Source organism: Leifsonia sp. EB34, from assembly GCF_041260585.1.
Taxonomy (GTDB): Bacteria; Actinomycetota; Actinomycetes; order Actinomycetales; family Microbacteriaceae; genus Leifsonia.
The window spans coordinates 25,122-50,501 of record NZ_JBGCCV010000001.1 but is presented as its reverse complement, the minus strand read 5'-3'; the positions used below and the strand labels follow the sequence as shown (position 1 = coordinate 50,501).

The window sequence follows — 25,380 nt, the reverse complement described above, 5'->3', positions numbered from 1 at the left end:
GGTAACGTGTGCTCGATGCGACGTCGACTGCTCCGTCCGGCCCTCGCGACCGCGCTGTGCGCGGCCGTGCTGCTGGTCGTGGCCGCTTGCGCCGCGCCGGCGAACCCGGCGGCGACTCCCGGGGACGCCCCCGGTTCCACCCCGGCCCCGATGTCGACCCACGACCCGTTCCCGAAGCAGGCGCTCACGCCGCAGACCCGGTACGTCGCGCTGGGCGACTCGTTCGCCGCCGGCATGGGCGGGGGAGACGAGACCGGCAAGTGCCGCTCCAGCCCGTTCAGCTACCCGAGCGTGTTCACCCGCGACTCCGGGGTCGACCTCGTCGTCGATGCTGCGTGCGCGGGAGCGACGACCTCCGACCTCCTCAAGCACCAGCTCATCGCCCTGGACGACCGCACGAACCTGGTGACCGTCAGCATCGGAGGCAACGACCTCGGCGTCGCCGCCATCGCCGCGGAGTGCTCGGCGGGCAAGGCGTTCGCCTGCCGCAACGGCGTCTCCTCGGCGCTGTCGCTGCTGAACGTCCTCCCGGAGCGGCTGGCGGCGGTCTACGCGGCCATCCACCTCGCCGCCCCGAACGCCCGCATCGTCGTCACCGGCTACGCGGTCGTGTTCGACAACCACGACCCGAAGTCGCCGACCTTCGGCACCGACACCGCGATCAACGCGGCGACGCTCGGCCTCAACCAGACCATCTCCGACGTCGTGGACAGCCAGCGGGCGCAGGGGGTGCCGATGACCTACGTCGGCGTCGACTTCGCCGGTCACGGCGTCGGCTCGAAGAAGCCGTGGCTGAACCTCAGCGGGACCGACGCCTTCCACCCGACCGCAACGGGCTACGTGCAGTACGCGAACGCGCTGGTGCGGGTGCTGGGTCGAGCGAAGTAGCCGGATCGTCCTGCGCCGCCCCGCCGGCGAGGCCGTCGTGCGCGCCGATGTGCGTGCCGTCGATGGCGGCGCGCGCGAAGTCCAGCGTCTCGCGGAGCATCGCGGTGCGCTCGACAGCGTCGCGTGCCTTCCGCGTGTTCACCTCCGCGACGATCGAGCCGTCCCAGCCGGAGGCCGCGAGCGAGCGGAGAACCGCGGCGACAGGCTGGCTGCCGCGCCCGGGGATGAGGTGCTCGTCGAAGACGCGCGAGTCGTCCAGCGGGCCGGAGCCGTCGCAGAGGTGCACGTGCCGCAGCCGCCCGCCGAGCTCGTTCGCGAGGTCGAGGCCGTCCACCCCGCTCAGGGCGGCGTGCGAGAAGTCGAGGGTGACCGCGTCGCAATCCATGCCGACCGGGTTCCAGTGCGGGACGTACCCGGCCATCGACCGGCCGGCGACCTTCCACGGGAACATGTTCTCGACCGCGATGGTCACACCCGTGCGCTCGGCGGTCGATCGCACCAGGCCGAGGAAGTCCTCCGCGTACCCGGACTGCCAGCGGAACGGCGGATGGACGACGACCGTGTCGGCGCCCAGTTCCGCGGCGAGCTCGGCCGAGCGCTCCAGCTTCACACCGGGGTCGCGCCCCCAGACGAAGTGGGTCAGCAGCAGGACCGGCGCGTGCACGCTCAGGATGCGCGTGCCGTAGCGTTCGGCGAGCCTCCGGAGCGGCTCGGCGGACTGCGTCCGGTCGTCGCGCGTGACCATGACCTCCACGCCGTCGTAGCCCAGTTCGGCGGCCGTGCGGAAGGCCGTCTCGACCCCGAGCGGGTAGACGCAGGTCGTGCCCATGCCGATGCGCATCACGTCCGTCACTCTAATCACGGCGCCTGAACGAGCAGTGTCCTGACGGGGAACGCGTGCCGGTACCGGCCTGTGCGGGCGCTGGTACTGTGGCAGGAGACCACCGCATCAACTGGGGGAGTTGACCCACTATCAGCCAGACGTCCGAAGCCGCAGCAACCGATACGTACGACCTGGTGATCGTCTCCAACCGACTGCCCGTCGACCGGGTGGTCGACGAGGCGGGGCAGGCGAGCTGGCGGCCGTCGCCGGGCGGGCTGGTCACCGCGCTGCAGCCGGTCATGCGCGCGGAGGACGGCGTCTGGGTCGGCTGGGCCGGCGTCGCGGACGAGGAGATCGAGCCCTTCGAGGCCGACGGCATCACCATCCGGCCCGTCGCGCTCAGCGAGCAGGAGCTGCAGGAGTACTACGAGGGCTTCTCCAACGACACGCTCTGGCCGCTCTACCACGACGTCATCGCCCAGCCGAGCTACCACCGGGAGTGGTGGGACAGCTACGTGCGCGTCAACCGCCGGTTCGCCGACGCCGCCGCAGGCGTCGCCGCGCCCGGGGCGGTCGTCTGGGTGCACGACTATCAGCTCCAGCTCGTCCCCGCGATGCTGCGGGAGGTGCGCCCGGACCTCGTCATCGGCTTCTTCAACCACATCCCGTTCCCGCCCTACGGCATCTACTCGCAGCTCCCGTGGCGCCGGCAGATCATCGACGGCCTCCTCGGTGCGGACGTGATCGGCTTCCAGCGGGTGGCCGACGCGGGGAACTTCTCGCGCGCCGTCCGCCGGCTGAAGGGCTACGAGACCCGCGGCCCGATCATCGAGGTGCCGATCGACACCGACGACCCCGAGTCCGGTTCGCACCGCCACGTGACCACGAACCGGCACGGCGGCCTGGTGCGCACGGTGCTGGCGCGGGCCTTCCCGATCTCGATCGACGCCGAGGCGTACCAGGAGCTCGCCCGCCGCCCCGCCATCCGGGAGCGCGCCAAGGAGATCCGCGAGGAGCTCGGCAACCCCGAGACGATCATGCTCGGCGTCGACCGCCTCGACTACACCAAGGGCATCGGCCACCGGCTGAAGGCGTTCGGCGAGCTGCTGCGCGACGACCGCCTGAGCGTGGAGGACGTCACGCTCGTGCAGGTCGCGAGCCCGAGCCGCGAGCGCGTCGAGACCTACCGCCAGCTCCGCGACGAGGTCGAGCTCACGGTCGGCCGCATCAACGGCGACTACGCGACGCTCGGCCACACGGCCGTGGCCTACCTCCACCACGGGTACCCGAAGGAGGAGATGGTCGCGCTGTACCTGGCGGCCGACGTCATGCTGGTGACCGCACTGCGCGACGGCATGAACCTGGTGGCCAAGGAGTACGTGGCGACCCGCGTGGACGAGGACGGCGTTCTGGTGCTCAGCGAGTTCGCCGGCGCCTCCGACGAGCTGCGCCAGGCCCTGCTGATCAACCCGCACGACATCGAGGGGATGAAGGACGCCATCCTTCAGGCCGTCGCGATGCCGAAGCGCGACCGCGTCCGCCGCATGCGCGCACTCCGCAAGAAAGTGCTCACCAACGATGTCGCCCGCTGGTCGGCCAACTTCCTGGAGGCGCTCACCCGCAGCGCCCACGGCGACCACCCCCTGCAGGACCCGCCGGTCAACCGGCGCTGACCCCAGCCGCAACGACTGAGAGACGTATGACCGACACGCCCTCCCTCGCCCCCGACCCCCAGCCCGCGGCCATCGCCCTGGCGACCGCCGTCGCGCGCCTGGCCGGCGCCGACCGGCTCCTGCTCGCGCTCGACTTCGACGGCACCCTCGCGCCGTTCGTGGACACCCCCAAGGCCGCGCGCATGCTCCCCGCGGCCGAGGCCGCGCTGGATCGGCTGGAGGCCCTCCCGGACACCTGGGTCGCGTACGTCTCCGGCCGCCCGCTCTCCAGCCTGGAGATCGTCACCGAGGCCGACGAGGACGCCCTGCTGCTCGGCTCCCACGGCGTCGAGGTCCGTTTCGGCCGCGACGGCGTCTCCCTCGACCTGAGCGAGGAGGAGCGCTCGACCCTGGAGAAGCTGGGCGAGACGCTCGGCGCGCTCGTCGACAGCGTGCCCGGCACCCGCCTGGAGGTGAAGCCGGTCGGCTTCGGCGTCCACTACCGCCTGCTGGAGGGCGACGAGGGCGCGGCCGTGGTGGCCCGCGCCTACGAGGCCGCCGCGTCGGTCAGCGACTCCCTCACCATCCGCGACGGCAAGGACATCATCGAGTTCTCGGTCCGCGGCGCCAACAAGGGCGACGGCATCGAGCGCCTCCGCGAGTACACGAAGGCGACCGCTGTGCTCTTCGCCGGCGACGACGTCACCGACGAGGACGGCTTCGCGGTCCTGCGCCCGGAGGACGGCGACCTGGGGATCAAGGTCGGCGACGGCGAGACGGCGGCGCAGTTCCGCGTCGCGGACGAGCGGGCGGTGGCGACGCTGCTGGGGTTGCTGGCGGATGCGCGGGGGGCGAGGGGCGCGTCGATCGAGGGCTGACGCGGGGGTTGCCGCCAGCTTGCTGTGGCGGCCAGGAGATGCGCGTTCGGACGAGTCTCACCTTTCGATCGCGAAGCACTCACTCTGGACGGAGATGCTCAGCACCTGGGTGCTTGCGAAGAAGGCGATCGCACCCTTGCGCGGTTGGTCCACGATGATCGAGTGGCCGTAGGTGGTGCTCTGTTCGGGGGGTCCGATCTGGCGGATGGCGTAGCCGAGGCTTTTCCAGTGGGCGCGGACCTTGGCCACCGCTGCGAACGGGTCGATCTCGGTGCCCTCTGGCGCGCGTTGCCGGAGGTCGATCGAGTATTGCTCCGCGACTCCGTTCATGTCGCAGGGGTCGGGGTGACGCCACGGGTTGAGGTCGCTGGGATCGAACGGGTTCGGCGGTACCCCCAGGTCGAGCCATTCGCCGCCGAGGAGTTGGACGAGGTCGTCGGTGTGCTTGATGGTCTCATCGAGAAGTTCGGCGTGGCTTTTCGTAGAGAGTCCGTTCGGCGGCGAGAGGACATCGTCGTTGGGATTGGTCATGATTCCTCCTGTGTAGCTGCAGCCGGTCAGGGTCAGGATCGTCAATAGCGTGACGAATGCACGGTCGAGGGCGCGGTGTTTCATTTCTTCTTCCCGGTTCCGGGGCTGGTGGCGCCGCCGTTGATCTCCCCGTCGAGTCCGACGCTGGCTGCGGCGGTGTTATGAAGAGCTTCGGTGTTCATATCGAGGTAGCCGTGTCCTCTGGTCGCGTGGGGGTTGAACCACGGCCCGTTTTCCGTTCCGTAACCGATGGGGTCGTGTCCATCGGTGGGTTCGAGGTTGTGAGCGAGGTCGCCTTCGGAGGAGTAGGTCCGGGCACCGAATCCGTCGTCTCGCGGATCCTTGCGCCCAGACGCCCAGCGGCCTTTGTCGGCGACGGTGTCGTCTGAGGACTGGCTGGCGTAGACGTGCTGCCCGCCGCCGTCGACGTGCAGACGATCCACCGTGCCGATGTTCTGTTCGACTCCGGCCGAGGCCAGCAGCACCACCGACTGCACGTTGTGATTCAGTCCGCTGACGGCGTTGGCGACCACGGTAGTTCCGTACGAGTGCCCGACGACCGCGGTGTGCGGGGCCCGGTTTCCACCGAGGATGGTATCCGCGGCCCACTGACCGTCCAGTTCATGGGAGAGGCGGCTGCCGCCCGCGCGTGCCCGATCACCCTCCAGAACCGTCAGGTCGGCTGGTGAGTCGTAGCCGATCCATGCCACGACCATGTGGGGGACACCGGGTTCCAACTTGTCTTGGGCTTTGTAGACGTTGAGCGCGGCGCCGGTCCAGCCGGCGAGGCGGTCGGGCACCCCGAGTCCGCTGTTCATGCCCGGGACAGCCCAGGTGACTTTTCCTGACTTCTCCGCGCTCGGCTCGCCCAGAGCGACCGCTGCCAGTGGCGGACGGTGACGGAGGTTGTAGGACAGGAGCCCGCGTGGTGGGTGGAGCCTTTTCGCGAGTTTCTCATAGTCGAGCCAGGGACCAGAGATGCCGTCGACCCTGAGCGCCTTGAGGATGTCCCGCAGCACGATCCCTTGCGGTGAGTCCGGGTCGATGTCCGGGTCGTAGAGATCGCGGCGGAGCTGGATCGAGTTCGCGTGGATGCGCGTCTCCGCGTCGAGCCCCGGAAGGTTGCCGATGATCGTCGGCGCGGACTGGCACCACGCTTCCCTGACCTCTGCGGAGAGTCCCTTCCACCACGAGGCCACCCGTTCCGGCGGAGGGGGATCGTCCCAGAATCGTTGCGCCAGGCGGGGGTCCTCGGCGAGCAGCCTTCCGGCCTGCTCGGGGGTGAGCGCGGTGAGGAGGTCCAGCAACCCCGATCCGCGGACCGAAGCGGATTCGACCCCGGTGATCGTCCCGAAGAGCGTGATGAAGTTTCCGAGTTCCGGGAGGGAGGCATGGGGGAGAGCGCCGTGCAAGGTGGCGTCGAGCTGACGGACGAACTGTTCCTCGGCGGTGTCGTAGTCGTCCTTGGCGATCAGCGCCTTCCTCCGGGCGTCGTCCAGACGCTGCTGCGCATCCTCGAGGCGGAACCGGGCGTGGAGCAGTTCGGTCTCCGCCGCCGGGTCCCGGCTGCCGGTGCCTGCGAACCCGACGCCGGTCAGCAGCCCGAGCGAGGCCTCCGCCAGCACGAGGTCGGCCTGCGCGATCTCAGCGTCCCGCAACGCCCGGTCGGCCGCGCTCTGAGCCTCGGCCATCGAGGTCGACCACCGACGTGCGGCATCCGAGCCTTCCCCGTGGCGGGCAGAGGAGGCTCGGGCGCCGTCGACGACGCCGCGGAGCCGTTCTGCGAAGACCTCGGCCGCGACGCCGGACCAGTAGGGTGCCGCGATCGTCGCGTGCACGCTCTCCAGCACGTTCGAGCGCAGCCACAGCCATTCCGCCGTCCTTCTCAGCTCGGCGGCCAGTGTGTCCACCGTCTCCACCGAGCCGGGGGTCGGGTCGGAGTCGAACCCGACAGGTGACCAGTCCCACGAGCTAGAACGCACGAGCCGTACCGCCGAACGTCTTCGCATCGTCGTGGTCGCGCCTGTCGTACGCGTCCGCGGTGGAGCGGAGGACGTGCTGGAGGGCTTCGACACTGCCCGTCAACGCCATACGCCCGGGATGCCAGTAGCCCTCGAAACGCTCCAGTGCGGCCATCGAACGCGGTGAGCCGACCCCGTCGGGGTCGACGTCCGGCCAGTGGCGCCCCTGGATCGCCTCGGCCAATGTCTGCGCGCTCGCCCGCAGGCACTCGGTGTCGGCACCGACCGTTCCTCCCACGTCGCCTCCCTTGCTCACGATGAGGAACACCATATAGGAACACCAATGCGATATGGCAATGTCAGTGCCAGCATCTGAGGGAAACGGGTTGTCCACAGCCCCCGACACATGGCCGACCCGGTATCCAAACGGTCCTAGAGTTGTCACATGCCAGAGATCGATTGGAAGCCGCGTTCGCGCGTTGTCACGGACGGAATCGAAGCCACCACCAGCCGCGGGATGCTGCGGGCCGTCGGCATGGGCGATGCGGACTGGGAGAAGCCGCAGATCGGCATCGCCAGCTCGTGGAACGAGATCACGCCCTGCAACCTGTCGCTCGACCGCCTCGCGCAGGGCGCGAAGGAGGGCGTGCACTCCGGCGGCGGCTACCCGCTCCAGTTCGGCACCATCTCGGTCTCCGACGGCATCTCGATGGGCCACGAAGGGATGCACTTCTCGCTGGTCTCGCGCGAGGTCATCGCCGACTCGGTGGAGACCGTCATGATGGCCGAGCGCCTCGACGGCACCGTGCTGCTGGCCGGCTGCGACAAGTCGCTCCCCGGCATGCTCATGGCCGCAGCGCGGCTCGACCTCTCCGCGGTGTTCCTCTACGCGGGCTCCATCGCTCCGGGCTGGGTCAAGCTCAGCGACGGCACCGAGAAGGACGTCACGATCATCGACTCGTTCGAGGCGGTCGGCGCGTGCAAGGCCGGCAAGATGAGCGAAGAGGACCTCAAGCGCATCGAGTGCGCCATCGCCCCGGGCGAGGGCGCCTGCGGCGGCATGTACACCGCCAACACCATGGCGAGCGTCGCCGAGGCGCTCGGCATGAGCCTCCCCGGCTCGGCCGCGCCGCCCTCGGCCGACCGCCGCCGCGACTACTTCGCCCACCGCTCCGGCGAGGCCGTGGTCAACCTGCTCAAGCTGGGGATCACCGCGCGCGACATCCTGACCAAGAAGGCGTTCGAGAACGCGATCGCCGTCGCGATGGCGTTCGGCGGCTCGACCAACGTCGTCCTGCACCTGCTGGCGATCGCGAACGAGGCGGAGGTCGAGCTCACGATCGACGACTTCAACCGGATCGGCGACAAGGTGCCGCACATCGGCGACCTCAAGCCGTTCGGCAAGTACGTCATGAACGACGTCGACCGGCACGGCGGCGTCCCCGTCGTGATGAAGGCGCTGCTCGACGCGGGCCTGCTGCACGGCGACTGCCTCACCGTGACCGGCAAGACCGTCGCGGAGAACCTGGCGGAGATCAACCCGCCCGCGCCGGACGGCAAGGTCATGCGCTCGCTCGACAACCCGATCCACCCGACCGGTGGTCTGACCATCCTCAAGGGCTCGCTCGCTCCGGAGGGCGCGGTCGTCAAGACGGCCGGCTTCGATGCCGACGTGTTCGAGGGCCCCGCGCGGGTCTTCGAGCGCGAGCGTGCGGCGATGGACGCGCTCACCGAGGGGCGCATCAACGCGGGCGACGTGGTCATCATCCGCTACGAGGGCCCGAAGGGCGGCCCGGGCATGCGCGAGATGCTGGCGATCACCGCCGCCATCAAGGGCGCGGGGCTCGGCAAGGATGTACTACTATTGACGGACGGACGATTCTCAGGCGGCACAACCGGCCTGTGCATCGGCCACATAGCACCCGAAGCGGTGGACGCAGGTCCCATCGCCTTCGTGCGCGATGGTGATCTGATACGGGTCGATATCGCGGCTCGCTCCCTCGACCTACTTGTCGACGAGTCAGAGCTGACCGCCCGCCGTGACGGCTGGGCGCCTCTTCCTCCGCGCTATACCCGTGGCGTTCTCGCGAAGTACTCCAAGCTCGTGCACTCCGCTGCGGAGGGCGCGGTCACGGGGTAGCCCTTCGCCCCCGCACAGATACATCAACCGTTTCGCACGTAAGGGATCGATAAGGCATGACGCCGGATGCAACCCCCAGTTCAGTGTTGCCGTCCGCGGCGCCCGGTAAGGCGTCGCCCGAAATCCTGACCGGCTCCCAGTCGGTCGTCCGCACCCTCGAGCTCCTCGGCGTCACCGACGTCTTCGGGCTGCCGGGCGGTGCGATCCTCCCCATCTACGACGCGATCATGGACTCGACCGTGATCCGCCACATCCTGGTCCGCCACGAGCAGGGCGGCGGCCACGCGGCCGAAGGCTACGCCTCGGCGTCCAACAAGGTCGGCGTCGCGATGGCGACCTCCGGTCCCGGTGCCACCAACCTGGTCACCGCGATCATGGACGCGCACATGGACTCCGTCCCCGTCGTGTTCATCACCGGCCAGGTCTTCTCCACCCTGATGGGCACGGACGCGTTCCAGGAGGCCGACATCGTCGGCATCACGATGCCGATCACCAAGCACTCGTTCCTGGTCAAGAAGGCCGAGGACATCCCGGCCACGATCGCCGCGGCGTACCACATCGCCGGGACGGGACGACCGGGCCCTGTGCTGGTGGACATCACCAAGGACGCCCAGCAGAACGCGGTGCCGTTCGTCTGGCCGCCCAAGATCGACCTGCCCGGCTACCGTCCGATCACCAAGGCGCACGGCAAGCAGATCCTCGCCGCGGCGCAGCTCATGGTCGAGTCGAAGAAGCCGGTGCTGTACGTCGGCGGCGGCGTCATCCGCTCGCGCGCCTCGCAGGAGCTCCTGGAGCTCGCCGAGGCGACGGGCATCCCCGTGGTGACCACGCTGATGGCGCGGGGCGCCTTCCCCGATACGCACAAGCAGCACCTCGGCATGCCGGGCATGCACGGCACCGTGCCGGCGGTGCTCGCGCTGCAGGAGTCCGACCTGATCGTGTCGCTCGGGGCGCGCTTCGACGACCGGGTCACCGGCAACACCTCACTGTTCGCGCCCGACGCGAAGATCGTGCACGTCGACGTCGACCCCGCCGAGATCTCCAAGATCCGAGTCGCCGACGTCCCCATCGTCGGCGATGCCAAGGACGTCATCGTCGATCTGACCGCGGCCTACCAGGACGCCACCCGCGCCGGCGCACCCGACCTCGTCGAGTGGTGGACGTACCTCAACGGCCTCCGCGAGGAGTTCCCGCTGGGCTACACGCCCACCAGCGACGGTCTGCTCGCGCCGCAGCACGTCATCCAGCGGATCGGCGAGCTGACCGGGCCGGAAGGCATTTACACCGCCGGCGTCGGCCAGCACCAGATGTGGGCCGCGCAGTTCATCAAGTACGAGCGCCCCAACTCGTGGCTGAACTCCGGCGGAGCCGGCACGATGGGCTACTCGGTGCCGGCCGCGATGGGCGCCAAGGTCGCCCAGCCCGACCGCGTCGTGTGGGCGATCGACGGCGACGGCTGCTTCCAGATGACCAACCAGGAGCTGGCCACCTGCACGATCAACAACATCCCGATCAAGGTGGCGATCATCAACAACTCGTCGCTCGGGATGGTGCGGCAGTGGCAGACGCTGTTCTACGACGGCCGCTACTCCAACACCGACCTCAACACGGGCCACGACACCGTGCGCGTGCCCGACTTCGTGAAGCTGGCCGAGGCGTACGGCGCCCTCGGCATCCGCGTCACGAAGGAGGAGGAGGTGGACGCCGCCATCAAGCTGGCCCTGGAGACGAACGACCGGCCGGTCGTCATCGACTTCGTCGTCAGCGCCGACGCCATGGTGTGGCCGATGGTCCCGCAGGGCGTCAGCAACAGCTACGTGCAGTACGCACGCGACCACAGCCCGTCGTTCGGAGAGGAGTGACCCCCATGAGCACACACGTTCTGAGCCTCCTCGTCGAGGACAAGCCCGGTCTGCTGACCCGCGTCGCCGGCCTGTTCGCGCGGCGCGGCTTCAACATCCACTCGCTGGCGGTGGGAACGAGCGAGGTCGACGGCCTCTCGCGGATCACCGTCGTGGTGGACGTCGAAGACCTCCCGCTGGAGCAGGTCACCAAGCAGCTCAACAAGCTGATCAACGTCATCAAGATCGTGGAGCTGGAGCCGTCGCAGTCGGTCCAGCGCGAGCACCTGCTGATCAAGGTGCGGGTCGACAACTCGACCCGCTCGCAGGTGCTGGAGGCGGTCAACCTCTTCCGCGCCCGCGTCGTCGACGTGGCCACCGACGCCCTCGTGATCGAGGTCACCGGCGACAGCGGCAAGACCCAGGCGCTGCTCAAGGTGCTGGAGCCGTACGGGATCAAGGAGATGGCCCAGTCGGGCCTGCTCGCGATCGGCCGCGGCGGCAAGTCCATCACCGAGCGCGTCTTCAAAAACTAGACCCGAACGTTAAGAACCACATCACGAAGGAGAACCACACAGTGGCTGAGATCTACTACGACAACGACGCGGACCTCTCGATCATCCAGGGCAAGAAGGTCGCCGTCATCGGCTACGGTTCGCAGGGCCACGCGCACGCGCAGAACCTCCGCGACTCGGGCGTCGAGGTCGTCATCGGCCTCAAGGAGGGCTCGAAGTCCAAGCCCAAGGCCGAGGAGGCGGGCTTCCGCGTCCTCTCCGCCGCCGACGCGGCCAAGTGGGCCGACGTCGTCGTCATCCTCGCGCCCGACCAGGTGCAGCGGAACCTCTACAAGGACGACATCCAGGCCAACCTGGAGGAGGGCAACGCCCTCGTCTTCGGCCACGGCTTCAACATCCGCTTCGGCTACATCGAGGCCCCCGAGGGCGTCGATGTCATCATGGTCGCCCCCAAGGGCCCGGGCCACACCGTCCGCCGCGAGTACGAGGCCGGCCGCGGCGTCCCCGTCATCGTCGCCGTCGAGAAGGACGCGACCGGCAACGCCTGGCCGCTCGTCCTCTCGTACGCGAAGGGCATCGGCGGCCTGCGCGCCGGCGGCATCAAGACCACCTTCACCGAGGAGACCGAGACCGACCTGTTCGGTGAGCAGGCCGTCCTCTGCGGCGGCGTCTCGCAGCTCGTCCAGTACGGCTTCGAGACCCTGACCGAGGCCGGCTACCAGCCGCAGGTCGCCTACTTCGAGGTCCTGCACGAGCTCAAGCTCATCGTGGACCTGATGTGGGAGGGCGGCATCGCCAAGCAGCGCTGGAGCGTCTCCGACACGGCCGAGTACGGCGACTACGTCTCCGGCCCTCGCGTCATCGACCCGCACGTCAAGGAGAACATGAAGGCGGTGCTCTCCGACATCCAGGACGGCACCTTCGCCAAGCGCTTCATCGCGGACCAGGACGCGGGCGCGCCCGAGTTCCTCGAGCTCCGCAAGAAGGGCGAGCAGCACCCCATCGAGGCCACCGGCCGCGAGCTGCGCAAGCTCTTCGCCTGGAACGCCTCGAACGACGACGACTACGTCGACGGCGAGGTCGCGCGCTGATCCAGCCGCGCTGAACCACGGCATCCCGAGCGGGGCCGCACCGGGCATCGGTGCGGCCCCGCTCGGCGTTCACGCCGCGCTGTGCTCGATGACCGCGTCCGTCCCTGGATACACGAGAGTTTCGTGCCCGTCGTCGAACCGGACCAGGTACGGTGGGGCGCCGTCCGCGCCGCGCACCTCGATCACCGAGCCGTGGCGGTCGGCGGACTCCACGTGGGTGCCCCGGATGCAGATCCGGTCTCCGATCGTCGCCTCCATGATGGCCTCCTCCCTGAACCCTCTCTCCCGACGTTACGCCAGGGCCGTCGCGCCGGGAATGCCGCTATGGTGGGCCGCATGCCTGAGCCCCGCCGCGCCGCCCTCGATACCGCCATCGAGATCGCCGTCCAGGATGTCGCGGGGGTGCGCGTCGCCCTCGCGGAAGGTGCCGACCGCGTCGAGCTGTGCGTCGCGCTGGGCCTCGGCGGCCTCACCCCGTCGGCCGGTCTCGTGCGCGCCGCCGTCGAGGAAGCGCGGGAGGACGGACGCGCGGGCTTCGTCCACGTGCTGGTGCGTCCGCGCGGCGGCGGGTTCGTCTACGACTCGGACGAACTCGACACGATCGTCGCCGACATCCGGTTCGCCCGCGAGGCCGGCGCCGCGGGCGTGGTCGTCGGCGCGCTGGACGAGACCGGGCACATCGACCGGGAGGCCGTCGCCCGGTTCGTGGCGGAGGCCGGCGGGCTGGACGTGACCTTCCACCGGGCCTTCGACACGCTGCCCGACCCGCTGGGCGCCGCCGACGCGCTCGCCGAGCTCGGCGTGGCGCGCATCCTCACCTCCGGTGGGGCGGCCCGCAGCGTCGACGGCGTGGACGGCCTGCGGGCGCTGGCCCAGCGGACCGGCGGCCGAGTCCAGGTGATGGCCGGCGGGGGAGTGCGCGTTCAGGACATCCACACGCTGCTCGCCGCCGGCGTCGACGCGGTGCACCTGTCGGCCCGTCAGACGGTGTCGGGCGCGCCGAGCGGTCCCGGCGGCGGGGACGCGGCCTACGACATCACCGACCCGATCACGGTGCGCGAGGCGGTCGCGGCAGCGGCAGTCCGCGGTTCGTAACGCGGCGAAAGGCGGCGTTGCGCTCCCGCTAGAGTTAAGCAACCCGCGCACCGACGACTGCTGCGCGTCTTCTCCCAAGCCAGCCTCCCCGTAAGGAACTGCCACGTGACAAAGCCGGTCGTGCTGATCGCCGAAGAACTTTCGCCCGCCACCGTCGACGCCCTCGGGCCGGACTTCGAGATCCGCAACGTCGACGGGACCGATCGGCCCGCTCTGCTCTCCGCTGTCTCCGACGCGGACGCCATCCTGGTGCGCTCCGCCACCAAGGTCGACGCCGAGGTCATCGGCGCGGCGAACAAGCTGCGGGTCATCGCCCGCGCCGGCGTCGGCCTGGACAACGTGGACATCAAGACCGCCACCAACGCGGGCGTCATGGTCGTCAACGCGCCGACCTCCAACATCATCTCGGCCGCGGAGCTCACGGTCGGCCACATCCTGAGCCTCGCCCGGCACATCCCTGCCGCACACAGCGCGCTGGCGCAGGGGCAGTGGAAGCGGTCCAAGTACACCGGCGTCGAGCTCTACGAGAAGACGGTCGGCATCATCGGCCTCGGCCGCATCGGCGCGCTCATCACGGCCCGCCTGCAGGCGTTCGGCACCAAGGTGATCGCGTACGACCCGTACGTCACCAGCGCCCGCGCGCAGCAGCTCGGCGTCCAGCTCGTCAGCCTGGATGAGCTGCTCACCGACGCCGACTTCATCACCATCCACATGCCGAAGACCCCGGAGACCACCGGGATGATCTCCGACGACCAGCTCGCCCAGATGAAGCCGACCGCGTTCATCGTCAACGTGGCCCGCGGCGGCCTGATCGACGAGGACGCCCTCTACCGCGCGCTCAGCACGAAGAGCATCGCCGGCGCCGGCCTCGACGTGTTCGTGACCGAGCCGCCGACCGAGTCGCCCCTGCTGGAGCTGGAGAACGTCATCGTCACGCCGCACCTGGGCGCCTCCACCGACGAGGCGCAGGAGAAGGCGGGCGTCTCGGTGGCCAAGTCGGTGCGCCTCGCGCTCTCCGGCGAGCTCGTGCCCGACGCGGTCAACGTCGCCGGCGGCGTCATCGACCCGTACGTGCGCCCCGGCATCCCGCTGGTGGAGAAGCTCGGCCAGGTGTTCTCCGGCCTCGCGCACAGCCCGCTGACCAGCATCGACGTGGAGGTCCGCGGCGAGCTGGTCGACTACGACGTCAGCGTGCTGAAGCTCGCGGCGCTCAAGGGCATCTTCACGAACATCGTGTCCGAGACCGTCTCGTACGTGAACGCGCCGCTGCTCGCCGAGCAGCGCGGCATCGAGGTCCGCCTCATCACCGACTCGGTGAGCGAGGAGTACCGCAACCTGATCACGCTGCGCGGCGCTCTCAGCGACGGGTCGCAGGTGTCGGTCTCCGGCACGCTCACCGGCACGAAGCAGATCGAGAAGGTCGTGGAGATCAACGGCTACGACGTGGAGGTGCCGATCGCCGAGCACCTCATCGTCATGATCTACGACGACCGCCCCGGCATCGTCGCGGTCTACGGCCACGAGTTCGGCGAGGCGAAGATCAACATCGCGGGCATGCAGATCGCGCGGACCTCCGCCGGCGGCAAGGCGCTCAGCGTGCTGACCGTCGACTCGCGTGTGCCGGAGGGCCTGCTCGAGAAGGTCCGCGTCGCGATCGACGCCGACCTCATGCAGGAGATCGACATCACGGAGTCCTGACCTCCCTCGAAAAATCTCCTGTCGCGCGTTGTCGATTTCGACGGTTGACTTGCGTCGTAGGGATGTCGCCCCGGACGGGGCGTCGTTCCGACGAGTGAGGAGACCACGATGTCCGACGAGTACGTTCTGCTCATCCGCGAGCCGAACTGGGACCCCGAGGCGATGACGGCGGAGGAGTGGCAGGCCGGGATGGCCGGCCACCAGGCGTTCCAGGAGGCCGTGGTGGCGGCCGGTGAGCGCATCGTCGCCAGCAGCGCTCTGCAGCCGATCACCCAGGCGACGAAGATCACGCCGCGCGCCGGAGGCGATCCGCTGATCACCGACGGGCCGTTCGGCGAGACGGCGGAGGTCATCACCGGCTTCTACAGCTTCACCGCGGCGACGCCCGGGCAGGCCAGGGAGCTGGCCGCGATGGTGCCGACCGGCGGCTGGGTCGAGCTGTACCCGGTGCTGGTGCTCGACACGGTGCGCTGAGCCGCGGCCGGAGGCGTGACGGGATGGTGAGCCGCTGGATGGCGGGCCGCGGGTGGTAAGCCGCGTGAGGGCGGGGCCGTGACCGCGGCCTCCCGCATCGAGCGCGCCTACCGCGAGGACGCCGCCCGCATCCTGGGCGCGGTCGCGCGCACGACGGGCGACCTCCTGCTCGCCGAGGATGCGGTGCAGGAGGCGTTCGCGCGCGCCGTCGCCGAGGCGGCGCGCGGCCGTGAGCCGCGGAATCCCGCGGCCTGGATCACGACGGTCGCGCGCCGGGTCGCGCTCGACGCGCTGCGCCGGGAGCGCTCGGCGCGGCGCGTCGCGCCGATGCTGGCTGCGGAGGCCGCACGCGCCGAGAGCGCGGCTGCCGCGGCCGAGGCGCACGGTGTGGAGGGAGGTGGTGCGGGCGTGTTCACGGGAGACGAGCGGCTCGACCTCATCCTGCTGGTCGCGCATCCTGACCTCGCGCCGGAGACGCGGGTCGCGCTGGCGCTGCGGCACGTCTGCGGCGTCCCGACCGCGCGGATCGCGGACGTGTTCCTCGTCTCCGAGCCGACGATGGCGGCGCGGCTGACCCGCGCCAAGAAGCGCATCCACGACTCCGGGCTCCGGTTCGCCCTCGACGACGCGGCGGCGGTGGCCGGGCGGATGCCGGATGCGCTGACCACGATCTACCTGCTCTACACCGCCGGCCACGCGACGGCGGACGACCGGCTGCGCGCCGACGCGATCGCCCTCGCCCGGGACGCGCACCGGGTGGCGGGCGACGCCGAGAGCGCCGGGCTGCTCGGCCTGCTGCTGCTCACCGAGGCGCGCCAGTCGACGCGGCTGACCGCGGACGACGAGTTCGCGACGCTGCGGGAGGCCGACCGGACCACCTGGAACGTGCCGATGATGGTCGAGGGCGAGCGACTGGCCACGATCGCGCTGGACGGCGCTGCTCGCGCGGACGCCGCCGCCGGCGACGGCCGCTACGGCCTGCAGGCGGGCATCGCCGGGCTGCACGCGATCGCCCCGAACTGGGAGGCCACCGACTGGCCCGCGATCGTGCGCCTCTACGACGGCCTCGTGCGGGTGTGGCCGAGCGCGACGGCGCGGCTCGGCCGGCTGGTCGCGCTGGGCCACAGTCCGGACGCGGGGCCGGAGGTCGCGCTCGCCGCCCTGGCCGCCGAGCCGGAACTCTTCGCCGGTCCGCTGGCCTCCCGGGCGCACGCGGCGCGCGCCGAACTGCTGCGGCTGGCGGGGGACCGGGAGGGGTCGGAGGCCGAACTGCGGCACGCCATCGGCGCCGCGGGCGACGACCGGACGCGGCGCTCGCTGCTGCGACTGCTCGCGGCGGGCGGCGCGTGAGCGGGCGGGTCAGTCGCGCGCAGTGAGCCGTCCGACCAGCCCGATCAGCTCCTGGAGGTCGGTCTCGTCGCGGAGCACGGTGTTGGCCGCCGGCAGCAGAGCGGTGTTGTAGTACATCCCGTCGCCGATGAGCATGATGGTGCGCGCCACCATCCGGTCGCCGACGACGGCCTCCAGCTCGCTCAGCCACAGGCGCTGCGCGTCGGCGAGCGCGTCGCTGGCGCGGGCGTCCGAGGCCTGGGCGAGCCGGGCGATGGCGACGATCACGCGCTCCAGGCGGGTGTCGGAGGGGATGGAGGTGCGCAGGAAGTAGGCGACCGGGCCGTCCGGGGCGGCGCGCATGTGCTCGATGTCCTCCGCGAGGTCGTCGGCGAAGCGCTCCAGGAGGCCGTCGACCAGGGCGTCCTTGGACGCGAAGTGGTAGAGCAGGCCGCCCTTGGAGACTCCGGCCCGCGCGGCCACGGCCTCCAGCGTCGCCGCGCGCTCGCTCTGCTCGGCGAGCAGGTCTTCGAACGCGTCGAGGATGCGGTCGCGGGCGGCGCGCGGAGCGGTGGCGGACGAGGCGGTTGCGGTGGACGCCGGGGCGGCGGGGGAGGCCATGGGGCCATGCTAGCCGCGACCGCGCGGGCCGACGCTGCGACCGCGCGGGCCGACGCTGCGGCTGCTCGGCGCGGGTGCGGTCGCCCGTTGACCACTGTACCGTCCGGACGGTACAGTAACTTTATGACCGCGACCACCCGCCCCGACCGCACTCCGGCCGCCGCCGAGCCGACGGCGCAGATCCCTGCGCCCACGCCGGGCCGCGCCGGCGCGCGCGCCTGGGCGGCCCTGGTCGTCCTCATGCTCCCGGTCCTCCTGGTGTCGGTGGACAACACCGTCCTCGGTTTCGCCCTCCCGGCCATCACCGAGGCGCTGCGGCCGTCGTCCACCCAGATGCTCTGGATCGTGGACGTCTACCCGCTGGTGCTCGCGGGCCTCCTGGTCGCGATGGGCAGCCTCGGCGACCGCATCGGCCGCCGGACGGTGCTTCTGATCGGCGCGACGGGCTTCGCCGCCGTCTCCGCCGCGGCCGCGTTCGCGCCGACCGCCGAGCTGCTGATCGGCGCCCGGGCCCTGCTCGGCGTGTTCGGCGCGATGCTCATGCCGTCCACGCTGTCGCTGCTGCGCAGCGTCTTCCAGGACCGCGAGCAGCGCCGCGTCGCCATCGCGATCTGGGCGGCGGCCTTCGCGGCCGGCTCCGCGCTCGGCCCGATCGTCGGCGGCCTCCTGATCGAGCGGTTCGGGTGGGGTTCCGTGTTCCTGCTGGCTGTGCCGGTGCTGATCCCGCTGCTGGTGCTCACGCCGCTGCTGGTGCGGGAGTCGCGCGATCCGGCGCCGGGGCCGGTGGACGTGGTGTCCATCCTGCTGTCGCTCGTGACGATGGCGCCCGTCGTGTACGGGATCAAGGAGTTCGCGGTGCACGGCGTCGCCCTCGTGCCGGTGCTCGCGGTGCTCGTCGGGGTGAGCGCCGGGGTGCTGTTCGTCCGGCGTCAGCTCCGGCGCCCGGCGCCGATGCTCGACATGCGCCTGTTCCGGCGGGCGGCGTTCAGCGGCGCCGTGCTCATCAACCTGCTGAGCGTGATCGCGCTGGTCGGCTTCCTGTTCTTCGTGTCGCAGCACCTCCAGCTCGTGCTCGGGATGGCCCCGACGCGGGCCGGGATGGTGCTCCTGCCGGGCCTCGCGACCATGATCGTCTCCGGCCTCCTCGTGGTGCCGGTGGCGCGGCGGCTGCGGCCGGGCTTCGTGATCGCCGGCGGACTGTGTGTCTCGGCGTCCGGGTACCTGCTGGTCGCGGTGACCGGCGGGAACGCGTCGTGGGGGATCCTGCTGGCGGCGTTCGTGCTGCTCGGCGCGGGCATCGGCGCGGCGGAGACCGTGTCGAACGAGCTCATCGTGTCGACGGCGCCGGCGGACAAGGCGGGTGCGGCGTCCGCGGTGTCGGAGACGGCGTACGAGCTGGGCGCGGTGCTCGGCACGGCGGCCCTCGGGAGCATCATCATCGCCTCGTACCGCGCCGCGATCATGCTGCCCGCGGGGCTCAGCCCGGCCGACGCGACGGCGGCGGCGGACACGCTGGGCGGCGCGGTGACGGTCGCGAAGACCCTCCCCGGCGGGGCGGCGGCCGAGCTGCTGGCGTCGGCGCGCCACGCCTTCGACAGCGGGATCGCGCTCACGGCCTCCCTCGGCGCTGCGCTCATGCTGACGGCGGCGGTGCTGGCGGTGGTCACGCTGCGGCGCGTGCGCGGCTGAGCGGGAGCGCCGCCGGTCGGCGCGGCGATAGTGTGTAGGGGAACCGTCCGCCCACCGATCAGTGCAGGAGCGTCATGAGCAGAACCGTCCAACTCGCCGTCATCCCGGGGGACGGAATCGGTCCGGAGGTGATCGCGGAGGCGGTCAAGGTGCTCGACGCGGTCAGCGCGGGAAGCGACCTCGAGTTCGAGAAGACGCGCTTCTCGCTGGGGGCCGACCGGTACCTGGCGACCGGCGACGTGCTGACCGACGACGACCTCGCGGCCATCGCCGGCCACGACGCCATCCTGCTCGGCGCGGTCGGCGGCAAGCCGGGCGACCCGCGGCTGGCCGGTGCGAACATCGAGCGCGGGCTGCTCCTGAAGCTGCGCTTCTCGCTCGACCACTACGTCAACCTGCGCCCGACCACCCTGTTCCCGGGCATCGCGAGCCCGCTGGCGAACCCCGGTGAGGTCGACTTCGTGGTCGTCCGCGAGGGCACGGAGGGGCCGTACGTCGGCAACGGCGGCGCGATCCGGCAGGGCACGCCGCACGAGATCGCCAACGAGGTGTCGGTGAACACCGCCTACGGCGTGGAGCGCGTGGTGCGCTACGCCTTCGAGCAGGCCGAGCATCGCCGCAAGAAGCTGACGCTGGTGCACAAGACCAACGTGCTCACCTTCGCGGGCGGCCTCTGGAAGCGCACCGTGGACGCCGTCGCCGCCGAGCACCCCGACGTCGCGGTCGACTACCTGCACGTCGACGCGGCGACGATCTTCCTGGTCACGGATCCTGCTAGATTCGATGTGATCGTCACGGACAACCTCTTCGGCGACATCCTCACCGACCTCGCGGCCGCGATCAGCGGCGGCATCGGACTGGCCGCCTCGGGCAACATCAACCCCGCGGGCGAATTCCCGAGCATGTTCGAACCGGTTCACGGATCGGCCCCCGACATCGCCGGCCAGCAGAAGGCCGACCCCACCGCCGCGATCCTCTCCGTCGCGCTCCTCCTCCGCCACCTCGGCGCCCGGGAGCTCGCCGAGCGGGTCGAGCAGGCGGTGACGTCCGACCTCGCCGCCCGCAGCGGCGCCGCGCGCACGACCTCCGAAGTGGGCGACGCGATCGCCGCCCGCGTGGCGCAGAATTGACGCATCGCACAAAAGGACACTCAATGACCTCCACCAGCATCAACCTCACCTCCGGACCGACCGAGACCGCCGGGCTCCTCTGGAACGTCGCACGCAACGAGTCGCCCCGCAGCGCGGCCGAGCGCGAGGAGATCCTCGCGAACCCCGGCTTCGGCAACTACTTCACCGACCACATGGTCGACCTGTGCTGGTCGGCCAAGGGCGGCTGGCACCGGCCGCGGGTCTCCCCGTACGGCCCCATCCAGCTCGAGCCGTCGGCCGCCGTGCTGCACTACGCGCAGGAGATCTTCGAAGGGCTCAAGGCCTACCGGCACGAGGACGGCTCGATCTGGAGCTTCCGCCCCGAGGCGAACGCGGCCCGCATGCAGCGCTCCGCGTACCGGCTCGCGCTGCCGGAGCTGCCCGTCGAGCACTTCCTCGACTCGCTCAAGCAGCTCATCGCGGTCGACGGCGACTGGGTGCCGGACCGCGAGGAGACCAGCCTCTACCTGCGCCCGTTCATGTTCGCCAAGGAGGCGTTCCTCGGGGTGCGCCCGGCCAACAAGGTGGCGTACTACCTGATCGCCTCGCCGGCGGGTGCGTACTTCCCGAGCGGCGTCGCCCCGGTGTCCATCTGGTTGTCGGACCACTGGTCGCGCGCGGGCAAGGGTGGCACGGGCGCGGCGAAGACCGGCGGCAACTACGCGTCGAGCCTGCTCCCGCAGGCCGAAGCCTACGAGCACGGCTGCGCGCAGGTGCTGTTCCTCGACTCGGTCGAGGGCAAGTACATCGAGGAGCTCGGCGGCATGAACGTCGTGCTCGTCTACAAGGACGGCACCCTTGTCACGCCCGAGTCGGACAGCATCCTCGAGGGCATCACCCTCGACTCGGTGCTGCAGCTCGCGCGCGACCGCGGCCACACGGTGGAGCGTCGCCGGGTGACGATCGACGAGTGGCGCGACGGCGTGGAGTCCGGCGACATCGTCGAGGTGTTCGCCTGCGGCACGGCCGCCGTGATCACGCCGATCGGGGAGCTCAAGTCCGACACCTTCACGGTCGGCGACATCACCGCGCCTCCCGGCGAGCTGACGATGTCGCTGCGCAAGGAGCTCACCGACATCCAGTACGGCCGCGAGCGCGACCGCCACGGCTGGATGATGCGCCTCGACGCGTAAGCCTCCCCACTCGAAGGGCACGTAGACGCCCCTGAAACACGGTTTCAGGGGCGTTCGCGTGCCCTTCGGCAGTTGTCAGCGGGGGAGTGCGGCGAGGACGCGGGCGACGTCGTCGTCGGTGTTCCAGAGGTGGAAGGCCACGCGGGCGCGCCCCGCGCGGCCCGAGGCGCGCAGGCCGGCGGCGGTGAGCGCCGCGAGGTCCGCGCCCTCCGGGTCCGGCCACGTCAGGATGGCCCGACCGCGCACCGGCCGGCCGTCCGCGTCCGTCAGGCCGAGCGCCTCCGCGAGCCGGTCGCCCAGGCCGGTCGCGTGCGCGTGCACCGCGGCCGGGTCGAGCGACGCGAAGAACTCCAGGGCTGCCGCCGTGCCGGGCCACACCGGCCAGGCAGGTGAGACATCGAAGCGCCGGGCCGAGGCGGCCGGTGCGAGCAGTGGACCGTAGCAGGACCCCCACGGGTCCTCGCCCGCGTACCAGCCGGCGTGCACGGGGTTGAGGGTGTCCCGCAGCGATGGCCGCACGGTGAGGAAGGCGCTGCCACGCGGCGCGCACAGCCACTTGTAGGCGTGGGTGATGGTCAGATCGAACCGGGAGGCGTCGACCGGGAGCCAGCCGAGCGCCTGGGTGAGGTCCGCGAGGCTGAGCGTGCCCGTGAGGGCGCAGGCGGCGAGGATCGCGTCGGCGTCGGCGTGCTCCCCGGTCGCGGACTGCACCAGCGAGAAGGCGACCAGCCAGGTGTCGCCGTCGATCGCCCCGGCGAGCTCGGACAGCGCGACCTCCCGCACCCGCACCCCGCGGTGCGCCTGTGCGTGGAACGGGGCGACGACGGAGGCGAAATCGCCGGCCGGGCAGACCACGACGGCTCCGTCCGGGGCGGCGGCCGCGACCAGGGAGGCCAGGACCGACGCCTGCGACCCGATCGCCACGTCGTCGGCCGTCACACCGGCCAGCCGCGCGAACGCCGAGCGGGCGCGCGCGATGGCCGCGTCGTAGTCGCCGGGCGCGGCCTCTCCGCGCGCCCAGCGCTCGAGGTCGGCCCGGGTCGCCTCGACGGTCGCGTGGGTGGGGAGGCCCTGGGTGCAGGCGGCGAGATAGCCGGGGCCGGCGGGGAAGGCGTCCCGGAACGCCGGGGCGGCGGGTGCGGGCACGGTTACGGAGGCGGGCATGCCATCCAGCCTGAGCGACCCTCACGCATCACACCAGAACAGGTGTTGAATCACATCCATCATCCAGCGTTATGATTCCGGCATGCTGCTCGACGACCTCGACTCCCACAGCCTCCGCGTGGTGCGCGCGATCGCCGACCACGGCTCGATCACGCGTGCCGCCGAGTCCCTCGGCTACAGCCAGCCCGCGATCAGCCAGCACCTGCGTCGCCTGGAGACGCGCATCGGGATGCCGGTGGTCGCCCGCGCCGGCCGCGGCGTCCGGCTGACCGAGGCGGGCCGCGTGCTCGCCCGGCACGCCCGCGCGGTGACCACCGCCCTCGACGCGGCGGCGGGGGAGCTCGCCGACCTCCGCGGCCTCCGCACCGGCCGGGTGCGGCTGGCGGGCTTCCCGTCGGCGTCGTCCTCCCTCGTCCCGCGGCTGCTGAACACGATGGAGGCAGAGCACCCGGGAGTCCGGATCACCTACCTGGAGGCGGAGCCGCCCGAAGCCGTCGCTGCCGTCCGCGACCAGACCGCCGATCTCGCGATCACGTTCAGCTACCCGGGCGACCGCGTCGACCCGCACCGGGAGAGCGCGCGCGGGCTCGCGGTCGTCCCGCTCTGGAAGGACGAGATGCTGGTCGCCCTCCGCGCCGACCATCCGCTCGCGCGCCGCCCGCGGGTCGACCTCGCCGAGCTGGCGTCGGCCTCCTGGATCGGCGGCTGCCCGCGCTGCCGCGGCCACCTCCTCGAGCTCGCCGACGCCTGCGGGTACGCGCCGCGCATCGCCTACGAGACGGACAACTTCATCGCCGTGCTGCGGATGGTCGCCGAGGGCGTCGGCGTCGCGCTGCTCCCGGCTCTCGCGGTCGGCTCGGCGGGAACGGTGGACGGCGTGGTGCTGCGCCCGACCGCGAACCGCGACCACCGCACCATCAACCTGGTCGCCGCAGCGGGCTCCGACGCCGTCCCGGCGATCGCCGCCACGGCGGACGTGCTGCTCGCGCTCGACGGCGCCCCCTGGGGGCTGTCCGCTCTCTGAACGCTGGCTACGATCGAGGCATGAGCGCTCCCGCACCCGTCTTCGCCGTCGTCGGTCCCGGAGCCGTCGGCGGCCTGTTCGCCTGGCTGCTGTCCCGCGCCGGGCACGATGTCGTCGCGGTGGGTCGTCCTGCGACCGTGGCGGCGATCCGCGCGAACGGCATCGAAGTCCGCAGCGCCACCTTCGGCGACGGTGTCGAGCGCGTCTCCGCGGCGACCGAGGTGCCGGAAGGCGCGAGCGTCGTCGTGGCGACGAAGGCGTACGGGCTGGAGGATGTCCTCCCGGGCATCGCGGCCGCCCGGCCGAGCGAGGTCGTGTCGTTCCTCAACGGCGTCGAGCACATGGGCCCGCTGCGGGAGGCGCTGCCGGGTGTGCCGGTCGCGGGCGCGTCCGTCGCGGTGTCCGCACTGCGAGCCTCCACCACGGTGATCGACCACCGCAGCCCGTTCGTCAACATCGAGGCTCCGGAGGCCGCGGGCGGCTTCGCGTCGATCCGCGCCCTCGCCGACGCCGGCCCGCGCGTGAAGGTCGGCGGCACGGAGGCCGAGGTGCTGTGGGCGAAGTTCCGGCTGCTGTCGGCGCTCGCGCTCCTGACCTCCTACTGGCGGCAGTCGGCCGGCCCGGCGCTCAGCGAGGACCCCGAGCTGACCGAGGCGGTCGTCTCCGAGATCGTCGCGTGCTCGACAGCGGAGGGCGTTCCGACCTCCGCGCTCGACCTCGTGCGCGTGCTGCACAGCGTCCCCGGCGGGATGCGCACCTCCCTGCAGGAGGACCTCGCCGGCGGGCACGCGACCGAGCTGGACGCGCTCGGCGGCGCGCTGCTGCGGATCGGCGCACAGCACGGCATCCCGATGCCGGCCGTCGCGCGGATCGTCGCGGCGCTAGGCTCGAACGCGTGAAGATCGCACGGTTCAGCCACACACGTCCCTCCGAGCAGACCCCGGTCATCGACTACGGCATCGTGGACGACGACGCCCTGGTCGTCCTCGCCGGCGACCCGATGTTCGCGGGCTTCGACACGACGGGGGAGCGCGTGCCGCTCGGCCAGGTCGGGTCGCTGCTCGCGCCGGTCATCCCGCGATCGAAGGTCGTCGCGGTCGGCAAGAACTACCGCGACCACGCCGCGGAGATGGGCTCGGAGGCGCCGGGGGAGCCGCTGCTGTTCCTCAAGCCGAACACCGCGGTGATCGGCCTCGGCGACGCGATCCTGCTGCCGCCGCAGTCGAAGCAGGTCGAGTACGAGGGCGAGCTGGCCGTCGTGATCGGCAAGATCGCCCGGCACGTCCCGGCGGAGAAGGCCGCGGAGCACATCTTCGGCTACACCGTCGCCAACGACGTCACCGCCCGCGACCTCCAGAACTCGGACGGCCAGTGGACCCGCGCGAAGGGCTTCGACACCTTCTGCCCGCTCGGCCCGGTGATCGAGACCGAACTGAACCCGGAGGCGTTCCTGCGCACCCGCGTCAACGGCGAGCTCAAGCAGGAGGCGCGCATCTCGGACATGGTGCACGACATCCCGTCGATCATCGCGTACGCGTCCAGCGTCTTCACCCTGCTGCCGGGCGACGTCATCCTCACCGGCACGCCCGCCGGCGTCGGGCCGATCGTCGCGGGCGACACCGTCGAGGTGGAGGTCGAAGGCGTCGGCTCGCTGGTGAATCCGGTGCGCGCGCCCAAGTAGG

Annotated in this window: 24 protein-coding genes; 17 read left to right on the top strand and 7 right to left on the bottom strand. The window is 71.1% G+C overall.

Annotated features, from left to right (window positions below; translation table 11 throughout):
• Positions 1-15 precede the first annotated feature (15 nt).
• Positions 16-888, top strand: a complete 873-nt coding sequence (locus ABIA36_RS00245) for an SGNH/GDSL hydrolase family protein (RefSeq protein WP_369960092.1) — start codon at positions 16-18, stop codon at positions 886-888.
• On the opposite strand, the gene ABIA36_RS00240 is transcribed toward ABIA36_RS00245, so the two are convergent.
• Complete coding sequence (locus ABIA36_RS00240; RefSeq protein WP_369960090.1) at positions 800-1,732, bottom strand: sugar phosphate isomerase/epimerase family protein; 933 nt, start codon at positions 1,730-1,732, stop codon at positions 800-802. The genes ABIA36_RS00245 and ABIA36_RS00240 overlap by 89 nt on opposite strands.
• A gap of 173 nt (positions 1,733-1,905) precedes the next feature.
• Here ABIA36_RS00240 and otsA point away from each other — a divergent pair, with 173 nt between their 5' ends.
• The gene (gene otsA, locus ABIA36_RS00235; RefSeq protein ID WP_369960088.1) at positions 1,906-3,384 is read left to right on the top strand and encodes an alpha,alpha-trehalose-phosphate synthase (UDP-forming); all 1,479 of its coding nucleotides are present in this window, start codon (positions 1,906-1,908) and stop codon (positions 3,382-3,384) included.
• A 26-nt stretch (positions 3,385-3,410) separates the two neighbouring features.
• On the top strand, positions 3,411-4,241 hold the full coding sequence (gene otsB, locus ABIA36_RS00230; protein ID WP_369960085.1) for a trehalose-phosphatase: 831 nt from the start codon (positions 3,411-3,413) through the stop codon (positions 4,239-4,241).
• Positions 4,242-4,298: 57 nt separating this feature from the next.
• Here otsB and ABIA36_RS00225 read toward each other — a convergent pair whose 3' ends face one another.
• From ABIA36_RS00225 to ABIA36_RS00215, 3 genes are all read right to left on the bottom strand, one after another.
• Positions 4,299-4,856: a hypothetical protein gene (locus ABIA36_RS00225; RefSeq protein ID WP_369960084.1), complete on the bottom strand. Its 558-nt coding sequence runs from the start codon at positions 4,854-4,856 to the stop codon at positions 4,299-4,301.
• Positions 4,853-6,682, bottom strand: coding sequence for an alpha/beta hydrolase (locus ABIA36_RS00220; RefSeq protein WP_369960082.1), 1,830 nt, complete (start codon positions 6,680-6,682; stop codon positions 4,853-4,855). The genes ABIA36_RS00225 and ABIA36_RS00220 overlap by 4 nt, the downstream gene beginning before the upstream one ends.
• A 61-nt stretch (positions 6,683-6,743) precedes the next feature.
• Positions 6,744-7,064, bottom strand: coding sequence for a hypothetical protein (locus ABIA36_RS00215; protein ID WP_369960080.1), 321 nt, complete (start codon positions 7,062-7,064; stop codon positions 6,744-6,746).
• Positions 7,065-7,178: 114 nt separating this feature from the next.
• Here ABIA36_RS00215 and ilvD point away from each other — a divergent pair, with 114 nt between their 5' ends.
• The 4 genes from ilvD to ilvC are packed head-to-tail and all read left to right on the top strand — an operon-like array spanning position 7,179 to position 12,320.
• Positions 7,179-8,873, top strand: a complete 1,695-nt coding sequence (ilvD, locus tag ABIA36_RS00210) for a dihydroxy-acid dehydratase (RefSeq protein WP_369960078.1) — start codon at positions 7,179-7,181, stop codon at positions 8,871-8,873.
• 56 nt (positions 8,874-8,929) lie between these two features.
• Positions 8,930-10,735, top strand: a complete 1,806-nt coding sequence (locus ABIA36_RS00205; protein ID WP_369960077.1) for an acetolactate synthase large subunit — start codon at positions 8,930-8,932, stop codon at positions 10,733-10,735.
• Positions 10,736-10,740: 5 nt separating this feature from the next.
• Complete coding sequence (gene ilvN / locus ABIA36_RS00200) at positions 10,741-11,250, top strand: acetolactate synthase small subunit (protein ID WP_310128669.1); 510 nt, start codon at positions 10,741-10,743, stop codon at positions 11,248-11,250.
• A gap of 41 nt (positions 11,251-11,291) precedes the next feature.
• Complete coding sequence (gene ilvC, locus ABIA36_RS00195) at positions 11,292-12,320, top strand: ketol-acid reductoisomerase (protein WP_369960074.1); 1,029 nt, start codon at positions 11,292-11,294, stop codon at positions 12,318-12,320.
• A gap of 69 nt (positions 12,321-12,389) precedes the next feature.
• Here ilvC and ABIA36_RS00190 read toward each other — a convergent pair whose 3' ends face one another.
• Positions 12,390-12,578, bottom strand: coding sequence for a DUF1918 domain-containing protein (locus tag ABIA36_RS00190; RefSeq protein WP_369960072.1), 189 nt, complete (start codon positions 12,576-12,578; stop codon positions 12,390-12,392).
• Positions 12,579-12,656: 78 nt separating this feature from the next.
• Between ABIA36_RS00190 and ABIA36_RS00185 the strand changes: the two genes are divergently transcribed.
• The 4 genes from ABIA36_RS00185 (at position 12,657) to ABIA36_RS00170 (ending at position 16,937) form a co-directional block, all read left to right on the top strand.
• Complete coding sequence (locus ABIA36_RS00185) at positions 12,657-13,415, top strand: copper homeostasis protein CutC (RefSeq protein ID WP_369960070.1); 759 nt, start codon at positions 12,657-12,659, stop codon at positions 13,413-13,415.
• A 105-nt stretch (positions 13,416-13,520) separates the two neighbouring features.
• Complete coding sequence (gene serA, locus ABIA36_RS00180) at positions 13,521-15,113, top strand: phosphoglycerate dehydrogenase (RefSeq protein ID WP_369960068.1); 1,593 nt, start codon at positions 13,521-13,523, stop codon at positions 15,111-15,113.
• A gap of 108 nt (positions 15,114-15,221) precedes the next feature.
• The gene (locus ABIA36_RS00175; protein WP_369960067.1) at positions 15,222-15,587 is read left to right on the top strand and encodes a YciI family protein; all 366 of its coding nucleotides are present in this window, start codon (positions 15,222-15,224) and stop codon (positions 15,585-15,587) included.
• 78 nt (positions 15,588-15,665) lie between these two features.
• Positions 15,666-16,937, top strand: a complete 1,272-nt coding sequence (locus ABIA36_RS00170; protein WP_369960065.1) for an RNA polymerase sigma factor — start codon at positions 15,666-15,668, stop codon at positions 16,935-16,937.
• A gap of 9 nt (positions 16,938-16,946) precedes the next feature.
• On the opposite strand, the gene ABIA36_RS00165 is transcribed toward ABIA36_RS00170, so the two are convergent.
• Positions 16,947-17,537, bottom strand: a complete 591-nt coding sequence (locus tag ABIA36_RS00165; RefSeq protein WP_369960063.1) for a TetR/AcrR family transcriptional regulator — start codon at positions 17,535-17,537, stop codon at positions 16,947-16,949.
• 123 nt (positions 17,538-17,660) lie between these two features.
• On the opposite strand from ABIA36_RS00165, the gene ABIA36_RS00160 reads away from it, so the two are divergent.
• The 3 genes from ABIA36_RS00160 to ABIA36_RS00150 all read left to right on the top strand — a co-directional run bounded on the left by ABIA36_RS00160 (position 17,661) and on the right by ABIA36_RS00150 (position 21,510).
• Positions 17,661-19,226, top strand: a complete 1,566-nt coding sequence (locus ABIA36_RS00160) for an MFS transporter (protein WP_369960061.1) — start codon at positions 17,661-17,663, stop codon at positions 19,224-19,226.
• A 74-nt stretch (positions 19,227-19,300) separates the two neighbouring features.
• Positions 19,301-20,356: a 3-isopropylmalate dehydrogenase gene (locus tag ABIA36_RS00155; protein WP_369960059.1), complete on the top strand. Its 1,056-nt coding sequence runs from the start codon at positions 19,301-19,303 to the stop codon at positions 20,354-20,356.
• 23 nt (positions 20,357-20,379) lie between these two features.
• Positions 20,380-21,510, top strand: a complete 1,131-nt coding sequence (locus tag ABIA36_RS00150; protein ID WP_369960057.1) for a branched-chain amino acid aminotransferase — start codon at positions 20,380-20,382, stop codon at positions 21,508-21,510.
• Positions 21,511-21,585: 75 nt separating this feature from the next.
• On the opposite strand, the gene ABIA36_RS00145 is transcribed toward ABIA36_RS00150, so the two are convergent.
• Positions 21,586-22,674, bottom strand: a complete 1,089-nt coding sequence (locus tag ABIA36_RS00145) for an aminotransferase class V-fold PLP-dependent enzyme (RefSeq protein WP_369960055.1) — start codon at positions 22,672-22,674, stop codon at positions 21,586-21,588.
• Positions 22,675-22,756: 82 nt separating this feature from the next.
• Here ABIA36_RS00145 and ABIA36_RS00140 point away from each other — a divergent pair, with 82 nt between their 5' ends.
• From ABIA36_RS00140 to ABIA36_RS00130, 3 genes are read left to right on the top strand one after another with little or no spacing between them, the layout of a single operon-like run.
• Positions 22,757-23,698: a LysR family transcriptional regulator gene (locus ABIA36_RS00140; RefSeq protein WP_369960053.1), complete on the top strand. Its 942-nt coding sequence runs from the start codon at positions 22,757-22,759 to the stop codon at positions 23,696-23,698.
• 20 nt (positions 23,699-23,718) lie between these two features.
• Positions 23,719-24,597 carry a ketopantoate reductase family protein gene (locus tag ABIA36_RS00135; RefSeq protein ID WP_369960051.1) on the top strand — a complete coding sequence of 293 codons (879 nt, stop codon included), beginning with the start codon at positions 23,719-23,721 and terminating at the stop codon, positions 24,595-24,597.
• On the top strand, positions 24,594-25,379 hold the full coding sequence (locus ABIA36_RS00130; RefSeq protein ID WP_369960050.1) for a fumarylacetoacetate hydrolase family protein: 786 nt from the start codon (positions 24,594-24,596) through the stop codon (positions 25,377-25,379). Before ABIA36_RS00135 ends, ABIA36_RS00130 begins: the two co-directional genes overlap by 4 nt.
• Position 25,380 lies beyond the last annotated feature (1 nt).

What these genes read in the sequence shown, in the direction of transcription:
- ABIA36_RS00185 (WP_369960070.1), top strand. Translation starts at nt 12,657, where the DNA reads ATGCCTGAGCCCCGCCGCGCCGCCCTCGATACCGCCATCGAGATCGCC.
- ABIA36_RS00165 (WP_369960063.1), bottom strand. Translation starts at nt 17,537, where the DNA reads ATGGCCTCCCCCGCCGCCCCGGCGTCCACCGCAACCGCCTCGTCCGCC.
- ABIA36_RS00225 (WP_369960084.1), bottom strand. Translation starts at nt 4,856, where the DNA reads ATGAAACACCGCGCCCTCGACCGTGCATTCGTCACGCTATTGACGATC.
- ilvN (WP_310128669.1), top strand. Translation starts at nt 10,741, where the DNA reads ATGAGCACACACGTTCTGAGCCTCCTCGTCGAGGACAAGCCCGGTCTG.
- otsB (WP_369960085.1), top strand. Translation starts at nt 3,411, where the DNA reads ATGACCGACACGCCCTCCCTCGCCCCCGACCCCCAGCCCGCGGCCATC.
- ABIA36_RS00135 (WP_369960051.1), top strand. Translation starts at nt 23,719, where the DNA reads ATGAGCGCTCCCGCACCCGTCTTCGCCGTCGTCGGTCCCGGAGCCGTC.
- ilvD (WP_369960078.1), top strand. Translation starts at nt 7,179, where the DNA reads ATGCCAGAGATCGATTGGAAGCCGCGTTCGCGCGTTGTCACGGACGGA.
- ABIA36_RS00160 (WP_369960061.1), top strand. Translation starts at nt 17,661, where the DNA reads ATGACCGCGACCACCCGCCCCGACCGCACTCCGGCCGCCGCCGAGCCG.
- ABIA36_RS00245 (WP_369960092.1), top strand. Translation starts at nt 16, where the DNA reads ATGCGACGTCGACTGCTCCGTCCGGCCCTCGCGACCGCGCTGTGCGCG.
- ABIA36_RS00145 (WP_369960055.1), bottom strand. Translation starts at nt 22,674, where the DNA reads ATGCCCGCCTCCGTAACCGTGCCCGCACCCGCCGCCCCGGCGTTCCGG.
- ABIA36_RS00215 (WP_369960080.1), bottom strand. Translation starts at nt 7,064, where the DNA reads ATGGTGTTCCTCATCGTGAGCAAGGGAGGCGACGTGGGAGGAACGGTC.
- ABIA36_RS00155 (WP_369960059.1), top strand. Translation starts at nt 19,301, where the DNA reads ATGAGCAGAACCGTCCAACTCGCCGTCATCCCGGGGGACGGAATCGGT.
- ABIA36_RS00150 (WP_369960057.1), top strand. Translation starts at nt 20,380, where the DNA reads ATGACCTCCACCAGCATCAACCTCACCTCCGGACCGACCGAGACCGCC.
- ABIA36_RS00140 (WP_369960053.1), top strand. Translation starts at nt 22,757, where the DNA reads ATGCTGCTCGACGACCTCGACTCCCACAGCCTCCGCGTGGTGCGCGCG.
- ABIA36_RS00205 (WP_369960077.1), top strand. Translation starts at nt 8,930, where the DNA reads ATGACGCCGGATGCAACCCCCAGTTCAGTGTTGCCGTCCGCGGCGCCC.
- ABIA36_RS00190 (WP_369960072.1), bottom strand. Translation starts at nt 12,578, where the DNA reads ATGGAGGCGACGATCGGAGACCGGATCTGCATCCGGGGCACCCACGTG.
- ABIA36_RS00175 (WP_369960067.1), top strand. Translation starts at nt 15,222, where the DNA reads ATGTCCGACGAGTACGTTCTGCTCATCCGCGAGCCGAACTGGGACCCC.